The 16855-nt window shown below is 69.0% G+C and carries 20 protein-coding genes and 1 pseudogene; 9 read left to right on the top strand and 12 right to left on the bottom strand.

Translation table 11 applies throughout. The features are described 5' to 3' along the window. Window positions 1–90: 90 nt before the first annotated feature. Genes gmk through fabF form a run of 4 tightly spaced genes read right to left on the bottom strand, consistent with a single transcriptional unit; the run spans window position 91 to window position 4047 of the window. The gene (gene gmk / locus H2038_RS08900; RefSeq protein ID WP_292111846.1) at window positions 91–732 is read right to left on the bottom strand and encodes a guanylate kinase; all 642 of its coding nucleotides are present in this window, start codon (window positions 730–732) and stop codon (window positions 91–93) included. After that, the gene (locus H2038_RS08905; protein ID WP_292111849.1) at window positions 722–1606 is read right to left on the bottom strand and encodes a YicC/YloC family endoribonuclease; all 885 of its coding nucleotides are present in this window, start codon (window positions 1604–1606) and stop codon (window positions 722–724) included. Before H2038_RS08905 ends, gmk begins: the two co-directional genes overlap by 11 nt. Continuing rightward, on the bottom strand, window positions 1603–2766 hold the full coding sequence (mltG, locus tag H2038_RS08910) for an endolytic transglycosylase MltG (RefSeq protein WP_292111853.1): 1164 nt from the start codon (window positions 2764–2766) through the stop codon (window positions 1603–1605). The genes H2038_RS08905 and mltG overlap by 4 nt, the downstream gene beginning before the upstream one ends. Beyond that, a complete protein-coding gene (gene fabF, locus H2038_RS08915) occupies window positions 2767–4047 on the bottom strand; it encodes a beta-ketoacyl-ACP synthase II (RefSeq protein ID WP_292111855.1) in 1281 nt (426 codons plus the stop codon). Window positions 4048–4266: 219 nt separating this feature from the next. On the opposite strand from fabF, the gene H2038_RS08920 reads away from it, so the two are divergent. Then, complete coding sequence (locus tag H2038_RS08920; protein WP_292111858.1) at window positions 4267–4899, top strand: hypothetical protein; 633 nt, start codon at window positions 4267–4269, stop codon at window positions 4897–4899. Between the two features lie 6 nt (window positions 4900–4905). On the opposite strand, the gene H2038_RS08925 is transcribed toward H2038_RS08920, so the two are convergent. From H2038_RS08925 to H2038_RS08950, 6 genes and pseudogenes are all read right to left on the bottom strand, one after another. Next, window positions 4906–6903: an ATP-binding protein gene (locus H2038_RS08925; protein ID WP_292111861.1), complete on the bottom strand. Its 1998-nt coding sequence runs from the start codon at window positions 6901–6903 to the stop codon at window positions 4906–4908. A 255-nt stretch (window positions 6904–7158) separates the two neighbouring features. Beyond that, window positions 7159–7293, bottom strand: a pseudogene (locus tag H2038_RS08930) (hypothetical protein); the annotation flags it as partial. A gap of 8 nt (window positions 7294–7301) precedes the next feature. Next, complete coding sequence (locus H2038_RS08935) at window positions 7302–8144, bottom strand: alpha/beta fold hydrolase (RefSeq protein ID WP_292111864.1); 843 nt, start codon at window positions 8142–8144, stop codon at window positions 7302–7304. A gap of 214 nt (window positions 8145–8358) precedes the next feature. Beyond that, the gene (locus H2038_RS08940; protein WP_092312098.1) at window positions 8359–8598 is read right to left on the bottom strand and encodes an acyl carrier protein; all 240 of its coding nucleotides are present in this window, start codon (window positions 8596–8598) and stop codon (window positions 8359–8361) included. 206 nt (window positions 8599–8804) lie between these two features. After that, on the bottom strand, window positions 8805–9197 hold the full coding sequence (locus H2038_RS08945; protein WP_292111866.1) for a hypothetical protein: 393 nt from the start codon (window positions 9195–9197) through the stop codon (window positions 8805–8807). A gap of 2 nt (window positions 9198–9199) precedes the next feature. Beyond that, window positions 9200–10174 (bottom strand): polyprenyl synthetase family protein, encoded by a 975-nt coding sequence (locus tag H2038_RS08950; protein WP_292111902.1) that lies wholly within the window; start codon window positions 10172–10174, stop codon window positions 9200–9202. Between the two features lie 159 nt (window positions 10175–10333). Here H2038_RS08950 and H2038_RS08955 point away from each other — a divergent pair, with 159 nt between their 5' ends. Then, window positions 10334–11080 carry a methyltransferase gene (locus H2038_RS08955; protein ID WP_292111869.1) on the top strand — a complete coding sequence of 249 codons (747 nt, stop codon included), beginning with the start codon at window positions 10334–10336 and terminating at the stop codon, window positions 11078–11080. Between the two features lie 106 nt (window positions 11081–11186). Next, window positions 11187–11798 (top strand): TIGR02466 family protein, encoded by a 612-nt coding sequence (locus tag H2038_RS08960; protein ID WP_292111872.1) that lies wholly within the window; start codon window positions 11187–11189, stop codon window positions 11796–11798. 4 nt (window positions 11799–11802) lie between these two features. Here the strand turns inward: H2038_RS08960 and H2038_RS08965 are convergent, their stop codons facing one another. Then, a complete protein-coding gene (locus H2038_RS08965; protein WP_292111875.1) occupies window positions 11803–12000 on the bottom strand; it encodes a hypothetical protein in 198 nt (65 codons plus the stop codon). Window positions 12001–12130: 130 nt separating this feature from the next. On the opposite strand from H2038_RS08965, the gene H2038_RS08970 reads away from it, so the two are divergent. Next, entirely contained in the window at window positions 12131–12544 is a 414-nt protein-coding gene (locus H2038_RS08970; RefSeq protein WP_292111878.1) for a hypothetical protein, read from the top strand. On the opposite strand, the gene H2038_RS08975 is transcribed toward H2038_RS08970, so the two are convergent. Next, entirely contained in the window at window positions 12541–13158 is a 618-nt protein-coding gene (locus H2038_RS08975) for a TetR/AcrR family transcriptional regulator (protein WP_292111880.1), read from the bottom strand. The two genes, H2038_RS08970 and H2038_RS08975, sit on opposite strands and share 4 nt — an antisense overlap. Before the next feature lie 112 nt (window positions 13159–13270). Here H2038_RS08975 and H2038_RS08980 point away from each other — a divergent pair, with 112 nt between their 5' ends. The 5 genes from H2038_RS08980 to H2038_RS09000 form a co-directional block, all read left to right on the top strand. Next, complete coding sequence (locus H2038_RS08980) at window positions 13271–14023, top strand: SDR family oxidoreductase (protein WP_292111882.1); 753 nt, start codon at window positions 13271–13273, stop codon at window positions 14021–14023. A 111-nt stretch (window positions 14024–14134) separates the two neighbouring features. Next, the gene (ettA, locus tag H2038_RS08985; protein WP_292111885.1) at window positions 14135–15802 is read left to right on the top strand and encodes an energy-dependent translational throttle protein EttA; all 1668 of its coding nucleotides are present in this window, start codon (window positions 14135–14137) and stop codon (window positions 15800–15802) included. A 24-nt stretch (window positions 15803–15826) separates the two neighbouring features. After that, window positions 15827–16057, top strand: a complete 231-nt coding sequence (locus H2038_RS08990; protein ID WP_054766146.1) for a DUF433 domain-containing protein — start codon at window positions 15827–15829, stop codon at window positions 16055–16057. Further along, on the top strand, window positions 16054–16386 hold the full coding sequence (locus H2038_RS08995; RefSeq protein WP_201462847.1) for a DUF5615 family PIN-like protein: 333 nt from the start codon (window positions 16054–16056) through the stop codon (window positions 16384–16386). Before H2038_RS08990 ends, H2038_RS08995 begins: the two co-directional genes overlap by 4 nt. Next, window positions 16383–16855: NAD(P)-dependent oxidoreductase (locus tag H2038_RS09000; RefSeq protein ID WP_292111894.1), on the top strand; the 473-nt coding region annotated here is incomplete at its 3' end. The genes H2038_RS08995 and H2038_RS09000, both read left to right, overlap by 4 nt.

The raw sequence follows: 16855 nt of genomic DNA on the forward strand, positions 1-16855 counted from the left end.
GGCTGGGAACAATGAGACATTCGACCACCTCCTTTCGCTGTTGGAACAGGACGTTGGAGATGGGCGGCGAGCGCCGGAGTTCAAGCCCCCTCAGACCACCTCGTTGAGCAGGGCGTCGCGGTAGTGCGCCACCCAGAGGTTGCGCCGGCGCTTCGAGCGTTCGGCGTGGTAGATGTGGGCCAGCTCGGCGTAGGAGCGGTCGAAGTCGTCGTTGACGAAGACGTAGTCGAACTCGTCGCAGTGCTCGATCTCGCCCTTGGCGTTCTGGATGCGGCGCTCGATGACGTCCTCGTGGTCCTGCGAGCGGGTCACCAGGCGGCGGCGGAGCTCCTCGAGGCTGGGCGGCAGGATGAAGATCCGGACGGCGTCCTCGGGGCATTTCGCGGCGATGTCGCGGGCGCCCTGCCAGTCGATGTCGAACAGCACGTCGCGGCCCTCGGCGAGGGCCCGGTCGATGGGCGCGCGGGGGCTGCCGTAGCGATTGCCGTGCACGTCGGCCCATTCGAGGAAGGCGTCCTCGTCGATCAGGCGCTGGAACTCCTCGTGGGTGACGAAGTGGTAGTCGCGGTCGGCGACCTCGCCCGGGCGGATCGGGCGGGTGGTCATCGAGATGGACAGCTCCAGCGCGCCATGGTCGGCCATCAACCGCCTGCAAAGGCTGGTCTTTCCGGCGCCCGACGGGCTGGCGACGATCAGGAGGACGCCGCGGCGCGGCGTGCGTTCATTCGACATTCTGGACCTGTTCCCGCAGCTGCTCGATCACGGCCTTGAGGTCGAGGCCGATTCCGGTGAGCGCGGTGGTAGCCGATTTCGAGCAGAGGGTGTTCGCCTCCCTCATGAATTCCTGCATCAGGAAGTCGAGTTTCCGCCCGGCGGGGGGTTGCTGCAACAGCGCCCGGGCGGAGGCGAGGTGGGCGGTCAGCCGGTCCAGCTCCTCGCGGACGTCGGCCTTGATACCCAGCACGGAACCCTCGAGAAACACGCGTTCGTCCAGCCCCGGGACGTCGGGCGCCAGCTCGGCCATGCGACGGGCGAAGCGCTCGCGGATGACCTCGACCTGGGCGGCGGCCTCGCCCTCGGCGCGGACGACCAGCCCCTCGATCTGGGCGACGAAGGCCTCGATCACCGGCCGGAGCTGGGCCCCCTCGCGGCGGCGGGACTCGGCGAGGGCGTCGAGCGCCGCCTCGATGGACGCGGCCATGGCGGCCTCCACCGCCGCGCGGGCCTCGGCGTCGTCGGCGTCCTCGGGAGTCTCCAGCACGCCGCGCAGGGCCAGCAGGCCGTCGGCGGTGGCCGGCGCGGCCCCCTCCCCGGCCAGACGGCGGGCGAGGTCGGCGTAGCGGGCCAGCACGGCCTCGTTGACCCGGATGGCGGCGGCGGACTCGGCGCGCTTCGCCTGCACCCCGACCGTGACCTGGCCGCGGCTGAGACGCGCCTGCGCCGCCGCCTTGGCCCGCCGCTCCAGATCGTCGAAGCCGGGCGGGCCGCGGAAGCGGACCTCGAGGCCGCGGCCGTTGACGGAGCGGGCCTCGACCGACCAGCTCCAGTCGCCCGCGGCGCCGTCGGCGCGGCCGAAGCCGGTCATGCCGGAGAGGGGCTGCGTCATTGCGCCGGAGCCTGTTGCGGGACGGTGATGACCTTGGCGCCGGGCGGGACGTTCACCGCCGGCGGGGCGGCGGCGGCGTCCGGACTGGCGTTGGGCGCGCCGGGGACGGTTCCCGGCGCGGCGGGCGCCGGCGCGCCGGGCGGCAGGCCGGCCTTGCGCCGCTCGATCTCGCGCCAGCGGGCCACGTTGGCGAGGTGCTCCTCATAGGTGCGGGCGAAGACGTGGCCGCCCGTGCCGTCGGCGACGAAGAACAGCTCGTCGCTGCGCGGCGGGTTGAGCACGGCGGCGATGGCCGCCTCGCCGGGGTTGGCGATCGGCGTCGGCGGCAGGCCATCGATCTGGTAGGTGTTCCACTCGGTCGGGCGCTCCAGCTCGGAGCGGCGGATGCCGCGGCCCAGCGGCCGCCCCCGGGTGATGCCGTAGACGATGGTCGGGTCGCTCTCCAGCCGCATGCCCATGCGCAGCCGGTTGGTGAAGACGGCGGCGACGCGCGGCCGCTCGGACGCCACGCCGGTCTCCTTCTCGACGATGGAGGCGAGGATCACCGCCTCCTCGGGCGAGGTGACGATGCTGTTGGGGCCGCGCTGGGCCCACAGGCGGGCGAGGTTGCGCTCGTGCGCCACCTGCATGCGCTGCAGCACCGACTCGCGGCTCTCGCCGCGGGTGATCTCATAGGTCTCGGGCCACAGGGTCCCCTCCTCGGGAACCTCGGCGATCTCGCCGGTCAGGATCGGCTCGGCCATCAGGATGTCGACGGCCTGGGCCGAGGACCAGCCCTCCGGCAGGGTCACGAAGTGGCGCACCACCCGGCCCTCGACCAGCAGGACGATGACCGAGCGCAGCGAGGCGCGCGACGGCACCTCGTACTCGCCGGCCCGCAGCTTGCGGTCGGCCCCGGTCAGGGTCACGGCCGCCTTGAACATGTCGGTCGAGCGGATCACCCCGGCGGCGCGCAGCTGGGCGGCGATGGCGTTGACCCCGGCCCCGCTGGGCAGGGTGACGATGGTCGTCTCCCCCTCGCGGGCCGCCGGGCCCGGGGCGTAGAAGACGCTCCACGCCGCCACCAGGGCGGCGATCAGGAACAGGCTGAAGGTGGCGGTGGCGGCGAGGATCGCCGCCTTGCGTCCGCCCGGCGCGCTCGCCCCCCGGCGACCGAACATTCAGTCCACCTTGCGGAAGATGACGCTGGCGTTGGTGCCGCCAAAGCCGAAGGAGTTGGACATGGCCACGTCGATGGCCATCGGCTCGGCCTTGCCCGAGATCATGCGCAGCGCCGTCTCGTGCTCGGGGTTGTCGAGGTTGATGGTCGGCGGGGCCAGCTGGTCGCGGATGGCCAGCACGCAGAAGATCGCCTCCACCGCCCCGGCGGCGCCGAGCAGGTGGCCGATCATCGACTTGGTCGACGACAGCGCCACATTCTTCGCGTGATCCCCCATCAGCCGTTCGACCGCCCTGGCCTCGATCCAGTCGGCCATGGTCGAGGTGCCGTGGGCGTTGACGTAGTCGATGTCCGAGACGTCGATGCCGGCCCGTTTGACGGCCATCTGCATGGCGCGGTAGCCGCCCTCCCCGTCCTCGGACGGGGCGGTGATGTGGTACGCATCCCCCGACATGCCGTAGCCGATCACCTCGGCGTAGATCTTCGCGCCTCGGGCTTTGGCGTGCTCGTACTCCTCCAGCACCATGATCCCGGCGCCCTCGCCCATGACGAAGCCGGCGTGGTCCTTGTCATAGGGCCGGCTGGCCTTCTCCGGCGTGTCGTTGAAGTCGGTGCACAGGGCGCGGCAGGCGAGGAAGCCCGCGATGCCGATGGGCACGATCGAGCTCTCGGCCCCGCCCGCCACCATCACCTCGGCGTCGCCCAGGGCGATCATCCGGGCCGCGTCGCCGATGGCGTGGGCGCCGGTGGCGCAGGCGGTGACGACCGAATGGTTCGGCCCCTTGAGCCCGTGGCGGATCGAGATCTGGCCCGAGGCCAGGTTGATCAGGGCCGAGGGGATGAAGAAGGGGCTGACCCGGCGCGGGCCCTTCTCCTGCAGCTCCAGCGCCGTGGCGGCGATGGGGCCCAGGCCGCCGATGCCGGAGCCGACCATGACCCCGGTGCGCTCCTTCTCCTCGTCGGTCTCGGGCTTCCAGCCGGCGTCGGCCAGGGCCTCGTCGGCGGCGGCGATGGCGTAGACGATGAAGTCGTCGACCCGCTTGCGGTCCTTGGCCGACATCACCTTCTCGGGGTCGAACACGCCCGGCGTCTCGGGCGTCCCGCCGCCGCGGCCGTCGACCTGGGGAATCTCCCCGGCGATGGTGCAGGCGTAGCCCTCGGTGTCGAACGCCGTGATCGGCCCGATCCCCGACCGCCCCTCCACGATCCCCTTCCAGCTATGCTCCACGCCCCAGCCGAGGGGGGTCAGCAGTCCAAGGCCGGTGACGACGACGCGACGCATGCGGCGATCCTTTGCGGTGAATCCGCCGGGGAGAATAGGGAAGCGGGGGGCGGAGGGCTAGGCGGGGGCACTACTCGACGGAGAAGAGAACCATAGCGGTTCGCCAGATGTCGAAGCCGGCCCAGCGCGAATACCGATGTCGTCCCGCTCAGACGACCTTGCGCCCTTTGGAACAATGCACGAACATCGCCCCTGCCTACAATCTGGAGGACCGGGTCTATGCGCCCCATAGTCTACCCTGAAACTATCGAACTAATCGTTAGGGAATATGAGGCGACCGACGCGGTTCGGGCAGCGGAAGTCGACTGGTGGCTAGCTGAAGGACTTCCCTTCAGCGTCGTGATCGAGCGCGTTGGTCGCGCCGATCTGTTTGGAAAACGCCACCCGCACCAGCGCCGGCTGTCGACATCGGCCCTGGAAGCCGGGACTGCTGCTTTGCACGCGATTAGCGACAAGCTAAAAAATGCACCGGACTTCTACGAACTTTGGAAGCTCGTACAGAGCGCCTACAGACCGATTTATGGTCTAGGCGAACTCGCCGTCTATGACGTGGCGGAGCGCCTGCGCTATCGACTTAGGCTCGAGTCTGCTCATCTTATCTACCTCCACGCTGGCGCCCGTGTCGGTGCCCGTCGCCTCGCTGGCGGACGCCTAAAAAGAGAGAGTGCATGGGGCATTCTGCGCCACGAAGTACCTGCGGGCGTCCGGCACCTTTGCACTCACGAAATCGAAGATATTCTTTGCATCTACAAGGACGAACTGCTGCTTACCCCGCAAGATTTTCGCGCACGGCGAACAGGACGGCCGGTGCCAAGCTGTGGATCAAAGAGCGAGACCAGATCGATCTGTTAAAGCTAATCACATGCCAAGCTTGTGAAAGAAAATCTTGTTTCGCATCTCGGCATCTTTGAGCAACTTGTCCCAGCTTATCACCTCGATATAGAGGTTGATGTTGCCAAACCACATGAACCAACCCAGACCGTCCGGCATACGAGTGAAGTTCTTTTCGCGTTCAAGCCAGCGTTCGACCTTTGGCGTGAGATCGCACACTATATAACCGTAGAATGTGGTGCTCTCTGAGACATTGATCTTGCGGCCCGCCGGCGTGTTGAATTTTTGGTCTCGGAACCCATTCACGTAGCGGACAATCTGCTGGACCGGGTCCTCGGCCGAAGGACCAACGAAATCGTCCCGACCCGGCCGTTTAAACTCAAAAATAATGATGGGATTACTGGCTTCGTTGTCACCTCGATAAGCGATCTTTCGGTTGTACACAGCCAAGTCAGCGCGATCAGACCCCGCCCCATTAACCGGCTTATCGGAGGACAGATAGCTCGTGAAATTTAGTCGCTCATCCAAGATCCACAGGTTGTGCTGATCATATTCTAGGTCGTCGGAATCGCGACGCCGCGGGATGATTATGTCGTGGACGTCGCCTTCTGCTTGGTGCTTACCAGCATCATTCAGTTCAAGCGACTTGCGGAACAGCTCGAGGACGCATTTCCGCGTTGAGACGTAGTGAATGAGATCATTCTTGCTGGACTGCGACAGGCTATCGACCAGCCGGGCAACTCTATCACCGAGATTTGCGGTATCAGGGTCGGCGAGAACCTGCGCAACGTCTCTCCGCACTTTAACGTCTCGATGAAACTTCTCCTTCTGGAGATGAAGCTCTATCTCCTGTGCTGAGGGGTTCATAGAAAGGCCTGACAAGTCGGCATCATTGACCAGAGTGGTGTGCCAAGGAGCCTCCTCCGTGACGTAGGCTCGAACCCGCTGGGTCTTGCGCTCACGACGCGTCGCGATCTCCCCACCAACCGTCTCCCGAGCGACCTCCGCCGCCCGCTCCTCGATCTGCGCTTGGCTGATGCCAAGGAAGAGATCGGCGTCACGTCCGAACTCGAAGGTACCGCGCTCAAGAGAGACGTTCCTGTCGAGATAGTCGCCATAGACGTAGGCCTTGATAATGAAGTTCCGGCCGCGACCGGCGTCGGGAGCCGGGTCATAGAAATCCTCGGCAAACTCCGGAATGAAGGCCTGTATGGTCGTGTCGGTTACCTCACGGCGATGGGCAACCAAGGCGATTTTGCTCTTCTGCGAACGGGGCGAGAAGAACTTGAATACGCGGACGCGAAACGTCTCGACGCCCGCCGTGCCTACAGCTGTGAATTCGGGCGCGACGACCGACAACTCCTCTATCTGGCGGTCCGCGGTCTTGAGGTAGTCGCTGAGGACGACCTGGGCCTCAGTGTCAGCGTCGCGCACGACGATTCGCGGGCAGGGAGTCTTATCGTCCACTAGGTAAGGCAGCAGCTTTTCGACAAGGATGCGGGCGATAATGTCCAGGCCCTTGTCGGGAAACTTGCCAGATCGGATTCCGGTTAAGGTGACGGTGGATCCAGTCGGGCCGGTCGCCACGGGTGCGAGCGTCTCGCCTACTATGATGTCCTTCTCGAAGCCCATCGCGAAGGTCCTGAGACGGAAGTCATCTCCCTCTCGGAACACACTCTCGATCCGTACATCCGTGAAATATTTCAGGCAGGTGAAACGGCCGAAGCCCTTTCCGCCCTCTGAGGCCTTGTTGTCGGTGAAAAACGTGTCGAAGGCCTCACGATTGGCGGCATCGAATCCGATCCCGGTGTCGGTCACTGAGAAGCCTTCGACACCCCGGGTGTGCTCGATCAGATCCTCATCGCCCCCGCGAAGGACGGTAACCCTAATCTCACCCAGTGTAGCGCCCCCCGCCGCCGCGATGGCTTGGATTCCGTTTACAATGAGCTCAATAACCGGCGTGTAGATCGACGTACTGCCGGCGCGGATGTTGTCCACGGCGCGCCTGATGTTGACGTTGCTCATAAGCCTTGAATCCCGCCGGTGCCCCGGATGCTCCGATCCATCACCGTAGTAAGGGTTGGCCGGGGTGCGCAATGCAGGCCTCGAGCATCGAGGAACAAATGTAGAACATTGATAGCTCGCGGCCGCTCTGAAGTCCATTCGGTTGAACATTGCCGAACAGGCTCCGACGATTTTGCTGCCACCTCATTTGCGGCGTGCTGTCGGGCCGAGAGCGCAAAAAAGCCGCCGCAGCGCCCTCGCGCCACGGCGGCTCTTTCATAGCCGTCCGACAGGTCGGCCGGGGGCTTGGCCCGCCAGCTTCTCGTCGATGAACTTCACGGCGTCGCCGACCGTCTGGACGGACTCGGCGGCGTCGTCGGGGATCCCGATGTCGAACTCTTCCTCAAAGGCCTCGCCCCTCACCCGCCGAAGCAGCTGCGTTCGATGAAGCTCCGCGCCGCGGCCGAGGCCTCGGAGGGGTTGTGGCCGCCGTCGAACTCGAGGGCGGCGAAGGGGGCGTTGGCGGCGCGCAGGGCCTCGACCAGCGGAACGTAGTGGTCGGCGAACGGCGCGGCGGGGTCGCGGCGGCCGCCGGCGACGAAGACCGGGCGGTCGGCCAGTTCGGCGGCGCGCCGGGTCAGGCGGTGGGCGTCGGCCGCGTCCACGGCCGCGGCCATGAAGCCGTCGACTCCCGCCGGTCCAAAGCGGGCGGCCGAGGGGTCGACGGCGAAGCTGTCGAGATCGGTCTTCCACGCCGAGCGGTATTCGGCGTCGGTGGACCAGCGCGCCGCGATGACCCCCATGTCGGCCGGCACGAGGGCGGCCACGCAGCGCACGCCGGGGTCGCCCGCCGCGGTCTGGAGCGCGACCCAGCCGCCGTAGCTGACGCCGAGCAGGCCGATGCGGTCCGGGTCGGCGCCGGCCAGACCCTGCCCCTTCAGCCAGGCCACCACCGCCGCCCCGTCCTCGCGCGAGGCGGCGACGCTGATGGTTCCGCCCGAGGCGCCGGTGCCCCGGTACTGCGGCAGGACGACGGAATAGCCGGCGGCCTGGAGCTCGGTGGCGACGCGCGGGATGTTCGGGCCCGCCGGGAAGCCGTTGAACAGCACGATCACCGGGCGCGCGCCCTCGCCCGCCCCGTCGAGAACCCGCGCCGCCAGGGCGTCGCCGCCGGACGGAATGGACACGTCGCGCGGCGGCGTCTGGGCGACGGCGGCGGCGGGAAGGGCCAGAAGGGCGACGGCGCAGGCGAGGGACTTCATGAGAGGCTTCCGAAAGCGGCCGGTCCGACCATCGAACCGGCCTGCCCTCCGTCGCACACCCGACCCGCGGATCACGCTTAAGCTTTTGTCATGACGGCGAATTCACCCGTGAGGCCGCGCGGCGGACCGGAGAGATGCGCAGGCAAAAAAGCCGCCGCAGCGCCCTCGCGCCACGGCGGCTCCTTCATAGCCGTCCGACAGGTCGGCCGGGGGCTTAGCCCGCCAGCTTCTCGTCGATGAACTTCACGGCGTCGCCGACCGTCTGGATGTGCTCGGCGGCGTCGTCGGGGATCTCGATGTCGAACTCTTCCTCGAAGGCCATGACCAGTTCGACGTTGTCGAGCGAGTCGGCGCCGAGGTCGTCGATGAAGCTGGCCTTTTCGGTGACCTTGTCCGGATCGGCGTCCAGGTGGTCGATCACGATCTTGCGGACGCGTTCCAGGGTGTCGGACATGTTCTGTCTGCCTTCTGATGCCGTTGTGCCGGCGGTTGTCTCAGTCCTGCCGTATGACGACGGCGACGGCGGCGCAAGCCTTCAACGAAGACTCACCCCGACCGGTTGCGAGGGCTTTAGCACAGCCGTGCGGCCGGGAAACAGCCCCGCCGCGGGGGCGGCAACGGGTTGTGATGGGGCGCAGGGCGTGAGCCGCGGGGCGGCGGTCAGCGCGGCGGCGGCGGCGCCGGCAGGTTCACCGTCACAGGCGGCTCGCCGAGGAAGCTGGCGCACCAGCGCCAGGCGCGCTCAAGGTTGTTGGTCGCGCCGCCGGTCTCGGTCAGGCGGCAGACCTTGTGGCCGCCTGCTCTTACATCGGCCCGGCCGATCAGAAGCACGGGACGGCCGGCGCTGGCGCCAGTGAGGACCGTGAGCGGCGTCCCGTCGTCGAGGTTCATGGACGCCTCGGTCAGAGCCGTGGGCACGAGGGAGCGAGCCTGCGGCGAGCCGACGCCGCCCTCCACCTCGAACAGCTCGGCCCGCATCCGCGCCCCGGGCTCGGCGGCCATGGTGAAGCGGGGCTCCTGCAAAACGAGAAACGCGAGCAGGAGCGCCGGCATGCTCACGCCACCCGGCTGACCGCGAAATCCGCCAGCCGCTCCAGCGCGTCGCGCCAGTCGCCCTGCGGCAGGCCCGAGAGGGCGTCGCGGGCGAGGTCGGCGTAGTCCCAGGCGAGGTCGAGGGTGGCGCCGACCGAGCCGGAGCCGAGGATCAGCTCGCGGGCGCGGCGGAAGTCGTCCTCGGCGCGGCGGCCCTGGTTGATGGTGCGGTCCCAGAAGGCGTCCTCGCGGCCGCGGGTGCGGGCGGCGGCCAGCAGCAGCGGCAGGGTCACCTTGCCCTCGCGGAAGTCGTCGCCGGCGTTCTTGCCCAGCACCTCGGACTGGCCGCCGTAGTCGAGGGCGTCGTCGGCCAGCTGGAAGGCGAGGCCGAGGTTGAGGCCGTAGGCGCGCAGGGCGGCGACCGTGGCGTCGTCGGCGTCGGCCCCCACCGCCCCGGCCTCGGCGGCGGCGGCGAACAGCTCGGCGGTCTTGGCCGAGATGATCTTCAGATAGGTGGCCTGGTCGAGGTTGAGGTCGTGGGCGCGGGTCAGCTGCAGCACCTCGCCCTCGGAGATGACGCTGGAGGCGGTGGCGAGGATGCCGAGCGCGCGCATGCGGCCGGTCTCGACCATCAGCTCGAAGGCGCGGGCGAACAGGAAGTCGCCGACCAGCACGCTGGACGGGGCGCCCCAGATCAGGTGGGCGGCCACCTTGCCGCGGCGCAGGTCGGAGCTGTCGACCACGTCGTCGTGCAGCAGGGTGGCGGTGTGGATGAACTCGACGGCGGCGGCGAGGCGGACGGGGGCGTCGATGGGGCCCTGCGCCCCGGCGGCGCGGGCGGCGGCGATGGTCAGCAGCGGGCGCAGCCGCTTGCCGCCGGCGGCGACCAGGTGGTCGGCCAGCAGCGGAATGACCGGCACCTCGGACTGCATCCGCTCGACGATCAGGGCGTCGACGCTGGCCATGTCCGGGCGGGCGAGGCGAACGAGCGGCTCCACGTCTCCCTTGCGTCGGATGTCGGCGACGGTGACAGCGTCCAAGGAACCACTCATGGCGGGGCGGCGCGGGAGGAGGATCGCGCCGGAAAATCCGGACGCCGCCTTGCCCGGCGACGCCGCGGCGCACAATGGTGACGGGGCAGGAAGGGGTCAAGCCGCGTGTCCGTCGCAGCCGAAGGGGAAGTCGTGGAGAACGCCCTGCTGGGCGGCCGGGTGCGGCTGCGCCAGCCGGCGAAGGGCTATCGCGCCGGCATGGACGCCGCCCTGCTGGCGGCGGCGGTGGAGGCGAGGCCGGGCGAGCGGGTGGTCGAGGCCGGCAGCGGGGCCGGGGCGGTGCTGATGCAGATCGCGGCGCGGCGGCCGGGCGTGCGGCTGACCGGGCTGGAGCGCGACCCGTCCATGGCGGCGCTGGCGCGGGAGAACGCGGCGCTGAACGGGGCCGAGGCGCAGATCCTCGAGGGCGACGTGGCGGCGGGGTTCCGGGCGCTGGAGCTGCCGCCGTTCGACCATGCGGTCAGCAATCCGCCCTTCTTCGACGATCCGGGAGCGCTGCGGGCGCCGGCCGAGGGCAAGCGCGGGGCGTGGATGGCCGACGACGGACTGGCGGCCTGGACCCGCTTCCTGCTCAAGGCGGTGCGCGAGGGCGGGACGATCACCGTCATCCACCGCGCCGACCGGCTGGCCGATCTGCTGGCCGGGCTGAGCGCGACGGCGGGGTCGTTCTCCGTGCGGCCGGTGCACGCCTTCGCCGACGAGCCGGCCAAGCGGGTGCTGGTGCGCGCGGTGAAGACCGGCCGCGCCCCCTTGCGCCTGCTGCCGGCGCTGGTGCTGCACGACCGCGGCGGCGGGAAGCATTCGCCGGCGGCGGAGGCCGTGCTGCGCGGCGAGGCGGGGCTGGGGTGGTGAAGAGTGCTGGTGAAGAGTGAGTCGTGAGTACGGGCAGCGGCCGTCCCGGCGCCAACCGCTCCCTGACACTCCTCACGCGTCACTTCCCGCGCTATTCCCCTCCCCCATGTCCCTGCGCCCGCTGTTCGTCACCCAGGTCTATGAAGCCACCCTCGCCGGTTCGCCGAGGTTCGAGGGGTTCAATGCGGCGCTGGCCGACGCCTGCCGCATGCTGGCGGTGGAGGATCGGGCCGGGAAGGCCTGGTGCCGCGAGCACGGCTACCGCGGCTACACCTCCTACGGCTCCCTGACCGACCTGCCGCAGCGCCTGCCGGAGTTCGCCGAGCTCAAGCGCCACCTCGACAGGCACGCGCAAGCCTATGCCCGGGCGCTGAATTTCGAACTGGCCCGCAAGCCGCGGCTGGACAATCTGTGGGTCAATGTCCTCAAGCCCGGCGGGGGCCACACCGGCCACATCCATCCCCACGCCTTCCTGTCCGGGACGATCTACGTCGAGGTCCCGGACGGCGCCTCGGCGCTGAAGCTGGAGGATCCGCGCCTGCCGATGATGATGGCCCGCCCGGGCGTGCGGGCGGACGCCCCGGAGGCCGAGCGGCCGTTCGTCTACCTGGCCCCGCAGGCCGGCACGATCCTGATGTGGGAGAGCTGGCTGCGCCACGAGGTGCCGGCCAACGCCGCCCGCAGCGAGCGCATCTCGATCAGCTTCAACTACGCCTGAGCCGTCAGTCCTCCGGCGGCCGGCGCCCGTCACGGCGCCGCCGCGCCGCGGCCGCGGCGTCGAGCAGCCGGATTCCCGAAATGTCCGCCTCCTCGGCCGACATGTGCATGACGATGTCGGGCGGGTCGCGGATCTCCACCTGGCCGTCGCGGCCCACCGGATTGAGCGGGCCGACGGGATTGTTCGCAGCGTCTCTGTCCATGGGCCTGCAATGTCCGGCGCCCGACGCCGTTCCCCGCGGCCGCGTCGGCGGGAAAATATTCGCCGCTAACGGTCCGCAAAGGCTGACCCCCTACTGTCGCGGCCGACCCTTTCCGTTCCGGCCGCCCGCCATGCTCGTCGCCCGCGCCACCGGCGTGATCCTCCTGCTCTACAGCGGCTTCCACATGGCCATCGGCCTGTGGGTGCCCGAGTTTCCGTGGCTTCTCACCGGCGTCCTGCTGGTCGTCGGGTCCGCCGCCCTTCTCGCCTGCCGCCCATGGTCGCGCGTGGTGGTCTATGCGGCGGCCCTGGCGGCGGCGGGGGTCGGGCTGATCGGACAGGTCGACGCGGCGAGCGCGGCGCGGGCCGACATCCCCCTCGCGGTGATCATCTGGAGCCTGTGGACCTCGCTGTGGCTGGCCGTCGCCTACCTCGGCGGACGCTACCTGCCCGGGCCCGGCCCCGCCCCGTGGGACGCGGCCTGGGCGCGCCTCCCGTCCGGTGAAGGGCCTGCCGCCGGCGGGCGGAAGGAAGCCGCCGGCTAGGCGCGGCCCGCCGGGGCCGCCCCGACGAGGTTGTCCCACGCCAGCATCGCAGCCCGGGCCGTGCCGCGCAGCTCCTCCGGCGTCGCCCCGTCCCGGGCGCGGAAGCTCATGCCCTGGTGGACGGTGGCGTAGAAGGCGGCGATGGCGGCCGGATCCGCCGCCGGACCGATCTCGCCGGCGTCCCGGGCGCGCCGGAGCCGCGCCTCCAGCCGGGCCATGGTCTGCGCCCGGATGTCCCCCAGCTCCGCGCACACCCGCTCCGGCAGCCCGTCCGGATGCGCGCCCGACAGGACGATCAGGCAACCCCTGGGCTTGTCCGGACAGGCTGCGGCCTCGGCGGTCGCCAGCAGCAGGGCTTCGATCGTCTCCCGGACCGGCGTGTGATCCTCGAGGCGGCGCCACTCCGTTTCGCCCTCGGTGCGCCGGTACAGCTCCACCGCCTCCCGGAACAGCTGCTCCTTGCTGCCGAAGGCGGCGTACAGGCTCGGGGCGTTGATCCCCATGGCGGCGGTCAGCTCGGCCATCGAGGCGTCGGCGTAGCCTCGGGCCCAGAACACCTCCATGGCGCGGGTCAGCGCCTGCTGGCGATCGAAGCTGCGGGGACGGCCGGCCATCGGCGGCTTGCGGACTCCATTTCCGGGAGATCGTTACATAACCCCTTGAACAGCTCGGGCAAGCGTCACATCTGCGCTTCTGTAACGCTCGTTACATATTGGAGCTCCACAGATGACGTCCACCTCCCTCCCCCTCTCCGGCAAGCGCGCCCTCGTCACCGGCGGCGCGCGCGGCATCGGCGCCGCCATCGTGCGGCGACTGGCCGCCGACGGCGCAGACGTGGCCCTGACCTACGAGAAATCCGCCGAGGCGGCCGAAGCCCTCGCCGCCGAGGTTCGCGCCAGCGGCCGCCGGGCCGCGGCCATCCGGGCCGACGCCGGCAGCCCGGCCGGCGCGACCGACGCCATCGACGGCGCCGTGGCCGCGCTCGGCGGCGTCGACATCCTCGTCAACAACGCCGGCATCGCCCGCATGGGCGACTTCGCCGACCTGCCGCCGGAGGACCTTGAGGCCCTGCTGAACGTCAATGTCCGCGGCGTCATGCTGACCACCCAGGCGGCCCTGCGCCACCTGCCCGACGGCGGCCGCATCATCAGCATCGGCAGCAACGTCGGCGAGCGGGTCCCCTTCCCCGGCATCACCGTCTACGCCGCCACCAAGTCGGCGCTGGAGTCCTTCACCCGCGGCCTGGCGCGCGAGCTCGGCCCGCGCGGGATCACCGTCAACCTGGTGCGCCCCGGACCGACGGACACGGACATGAACCCCGCCGACGGGCCGTTCGCCCCGCTGGTCACGCCGAGCCTGGCCATCCCCCGCTACGGCCGTCCCGAGGAGGTGGCGGCGGCGGTCGCCTTCCTCGCGGGGCCGGAGGCCGGATACGTCACCGGCGGAGGCATCCTCGTCGACGGCGGCTACAACGCCTGAGCCCGCCTTCAATCCGCCGTGTCCGGGGGGTAGTCATTTGCCCTCCGGCGCGGCGGTCGCTACACCCCGCGCCAACCTCCCCGAATTTCCAGACGACAGGGCGCGACGCGCATGGCGCAGCAGTACATCTTCCAGATGCAGGGCCTGACCAAGGCCTTTCCCGGCGGCAAGAAGGTTTTCGAGAACATCTGGCTGAGCTTCTACAACGACGCCAAGATCGGCGTCGTCGGCGTCAACGGCTCGGGCAAGTCGACGCTGCTGAAGATCATGGCCGGGCTCGACACCGAGTTCCAGGGCGAGGCGCGGGCCGCCGACGGCGTCAAGCGCGGCTACCTGGAGCAGGAGCCCCAGCTCGATCCCAACCTGAACGTCCGCGAGAACGTCGAGGCCTGGTGCGAGGAGAAGCAGTGGGTCAACCGCTTCAACGCCATCGCCGCCGAGATGGGCGAGAACTACTCCGACGAGCTGATGGAGGAGATGACCTCGCTCCAGGAGAAGATCGACGCCGCCGACGTCTGGGACATCGACAGCCGCATCGAGATGGCCATGGACGCCCTGCGCTGCCCGCCGGACGACTGGTCGGTGACCAATCTGTCGGGGGGCGAGAAGCGCCGCGTCGCCCTGGCCCGCCTGCTGCTCAGCAAGCCCGACATGCTGCTGATGGACGAGCCGACCAACCACCTCGACGCCGAGTCGGTCGCCTGGCTGCAGCATCACCTCGAGAACTTCCCCGGCTGCGTCATCCTGGTCACCCACGACCGCTACTTCCTCGACCAGGTGACGAAGTGGACGCTGGAGCTGGACCGCGGCAAGGGCCACCCGCACGAGGGCAACTACTCCAGCTGGCTGGAGGCCAAGCAGAAGCGCGTCGTCCAGGAGCAGTCTGAATCCGAGGCCCGCCAGCGCGCCCTGACCCGCGAGCTGGAATGGGTCCGCTCGGGCGCCAAGGCCCGTCAGGCCAAGTCCAAGGCCCGTCTGGCCGCCTACGAGAAGATGGTCGCCGAGCAGGAGAACGCCACCAAGGCCCAGACCCACGCGGTCATCCAGATCCCGCCGGGGCCGCGCCTCGGCAATGTGGTGCTGGAGGTCGAGGGGCTGGAGAAGTCCTACGGCGACAAGCTGCTGTTCAAGGACCTGACCTTCAAGCTGCCGCCCAACGGCATCGTCGGCGTGATCGGCCCCAACGGCGCCGGCAAGTCGACCCTGTTCCGCATGATCACCGGCCAGGAGCAGCCCGACGCCGGCACCATCCGCGTCGGCGAGACGGTCAAGCTGGCCTATGTCGACCAGTCGCGCGACGACCTGAAGCCGGACGACACCATCTGGCAGGCCATCTCCGGCGGCACCGACGTGATGATGGTCGGCAAGCGCGAGATCAACACCCGCGCCTACGTCGGCAGCTTCAACTTCAAGGGCGGCGACCAGCAGAAGAAGGTCGGTCAGCTGTCCGGCGGCGAGCGCAACCGCGTCCACCTGGCCAAGACCCTGGCCGCCGGCGGGAATCTGATCCTGCTCGACGAACCGACCAACGACCTGGATATCGAGACCCTGCAGAACCTCGAGGAGGCTCTGGAGGAGTTCGCCGGCTGCGCCGTGGTCATCTCCCACGACCGCTGGTTCCTGGACCGTCTGGCCACCCACATCCTCGCCTTTGAAGGCGACGGCCATGTGGAATGGTTCGAAGGGAACTTCGAGGCCTACGAACAGGACAAGATGCGCCGCCTGGGCGCCGACAGCATCATTCCCAAGCGCCTGCAACACCAGAAGTTCGGGCGCTGATTGATCTGTGATAGGATGCGGGACATGAGCGACGATCTTCTGTCCCGCATCACCATTGATCCCAGCCAGTGCGGGGGCCGTCCGTGCATTCGAGGCATGCGAATTCGCGTGCAGGACGTTCTGGACATGCTGGCCGGTGGCGCGAGCCCGGAGGAAGTCCTCGCGGACTTTCCCTACCTGGAAGCTGACGACATTCGGGCCAGCCTTGCCTATGCGGCCGCAAGCATCGGCGACACTGGCGTGATCGCCGCGTGAAATTCATCGTGGACGCCCAGCTGCCTATCGCTCTTGCCGATTGGCTGAGAGCTAATGGGCACGCGGCCGACCATGTTTCCACGCTTCTGGCGGTACATGCGCGTGACCAGGACATCTGGGATTTGGCCCGAGCGGAATCGCGCGTCATCATCACCAAGGATCGGGACTTCGCCATCTGGGCGGCGGACCGCCGGCTAGGGCCTCAGATCGTCTGGCTTCGTCTTGGCAACGCGACCCGGCGTGTTCTGATCGAATGGCTTGAACCTCGATGGGCCAGGATCGAACAAGGCCTCCTCGACGGCCTCCATTTGATCGAGGTCCGGCCATGACCCAGCGCCCCGCCGTCCTGATCATGCAACGGCATCTCGCCCCGCTCTCGGCCATCCTCGAGAGCGTCTATGACGTCTACCGCTTCTGGGAAGGTCCGCCGATCGAGGCCGCCCACGACATCCGCGCCCTGATCGTCGCCGGCGAGGCGCCGCTGGACAAGGGGCTGATCGAACGCCTCCCCGCCCTCGATCTGATCGCCTGTTTCACCTCGGGCTATGACGGGATCGACATCGACTGGTGCCGGCAACGCGGCCTGCCCGTCACCCATGCGCCGGGCGTCAACCACGAAGACGTGGCCGACCACGCCCTGGGCCTGATCCTGGCCGCGCGTCGGCAGATCGTCTCGGGCGACCGCCAGGTCCGGTCGGGCGGCTGGACCGCCGAGACCCGCAGCATCACCCCCTCGCTCGGCGGCCAGAAACTGGGCGTCGTCGGCCTGGGCGCCATAGGCGCGGCCGTGGCCTGGCG

Origin of the sequence: Brevundimonas sp., assembly GCF_013912005.1 — a bacterium.
In the GTDB taxonomy this organism is placed as follows: domain Bacteria; phylum Pseudomonadota; class Alphaproteobacteria; order Caulobacterales; family Caulobacteraceae; genus Brevundimonas.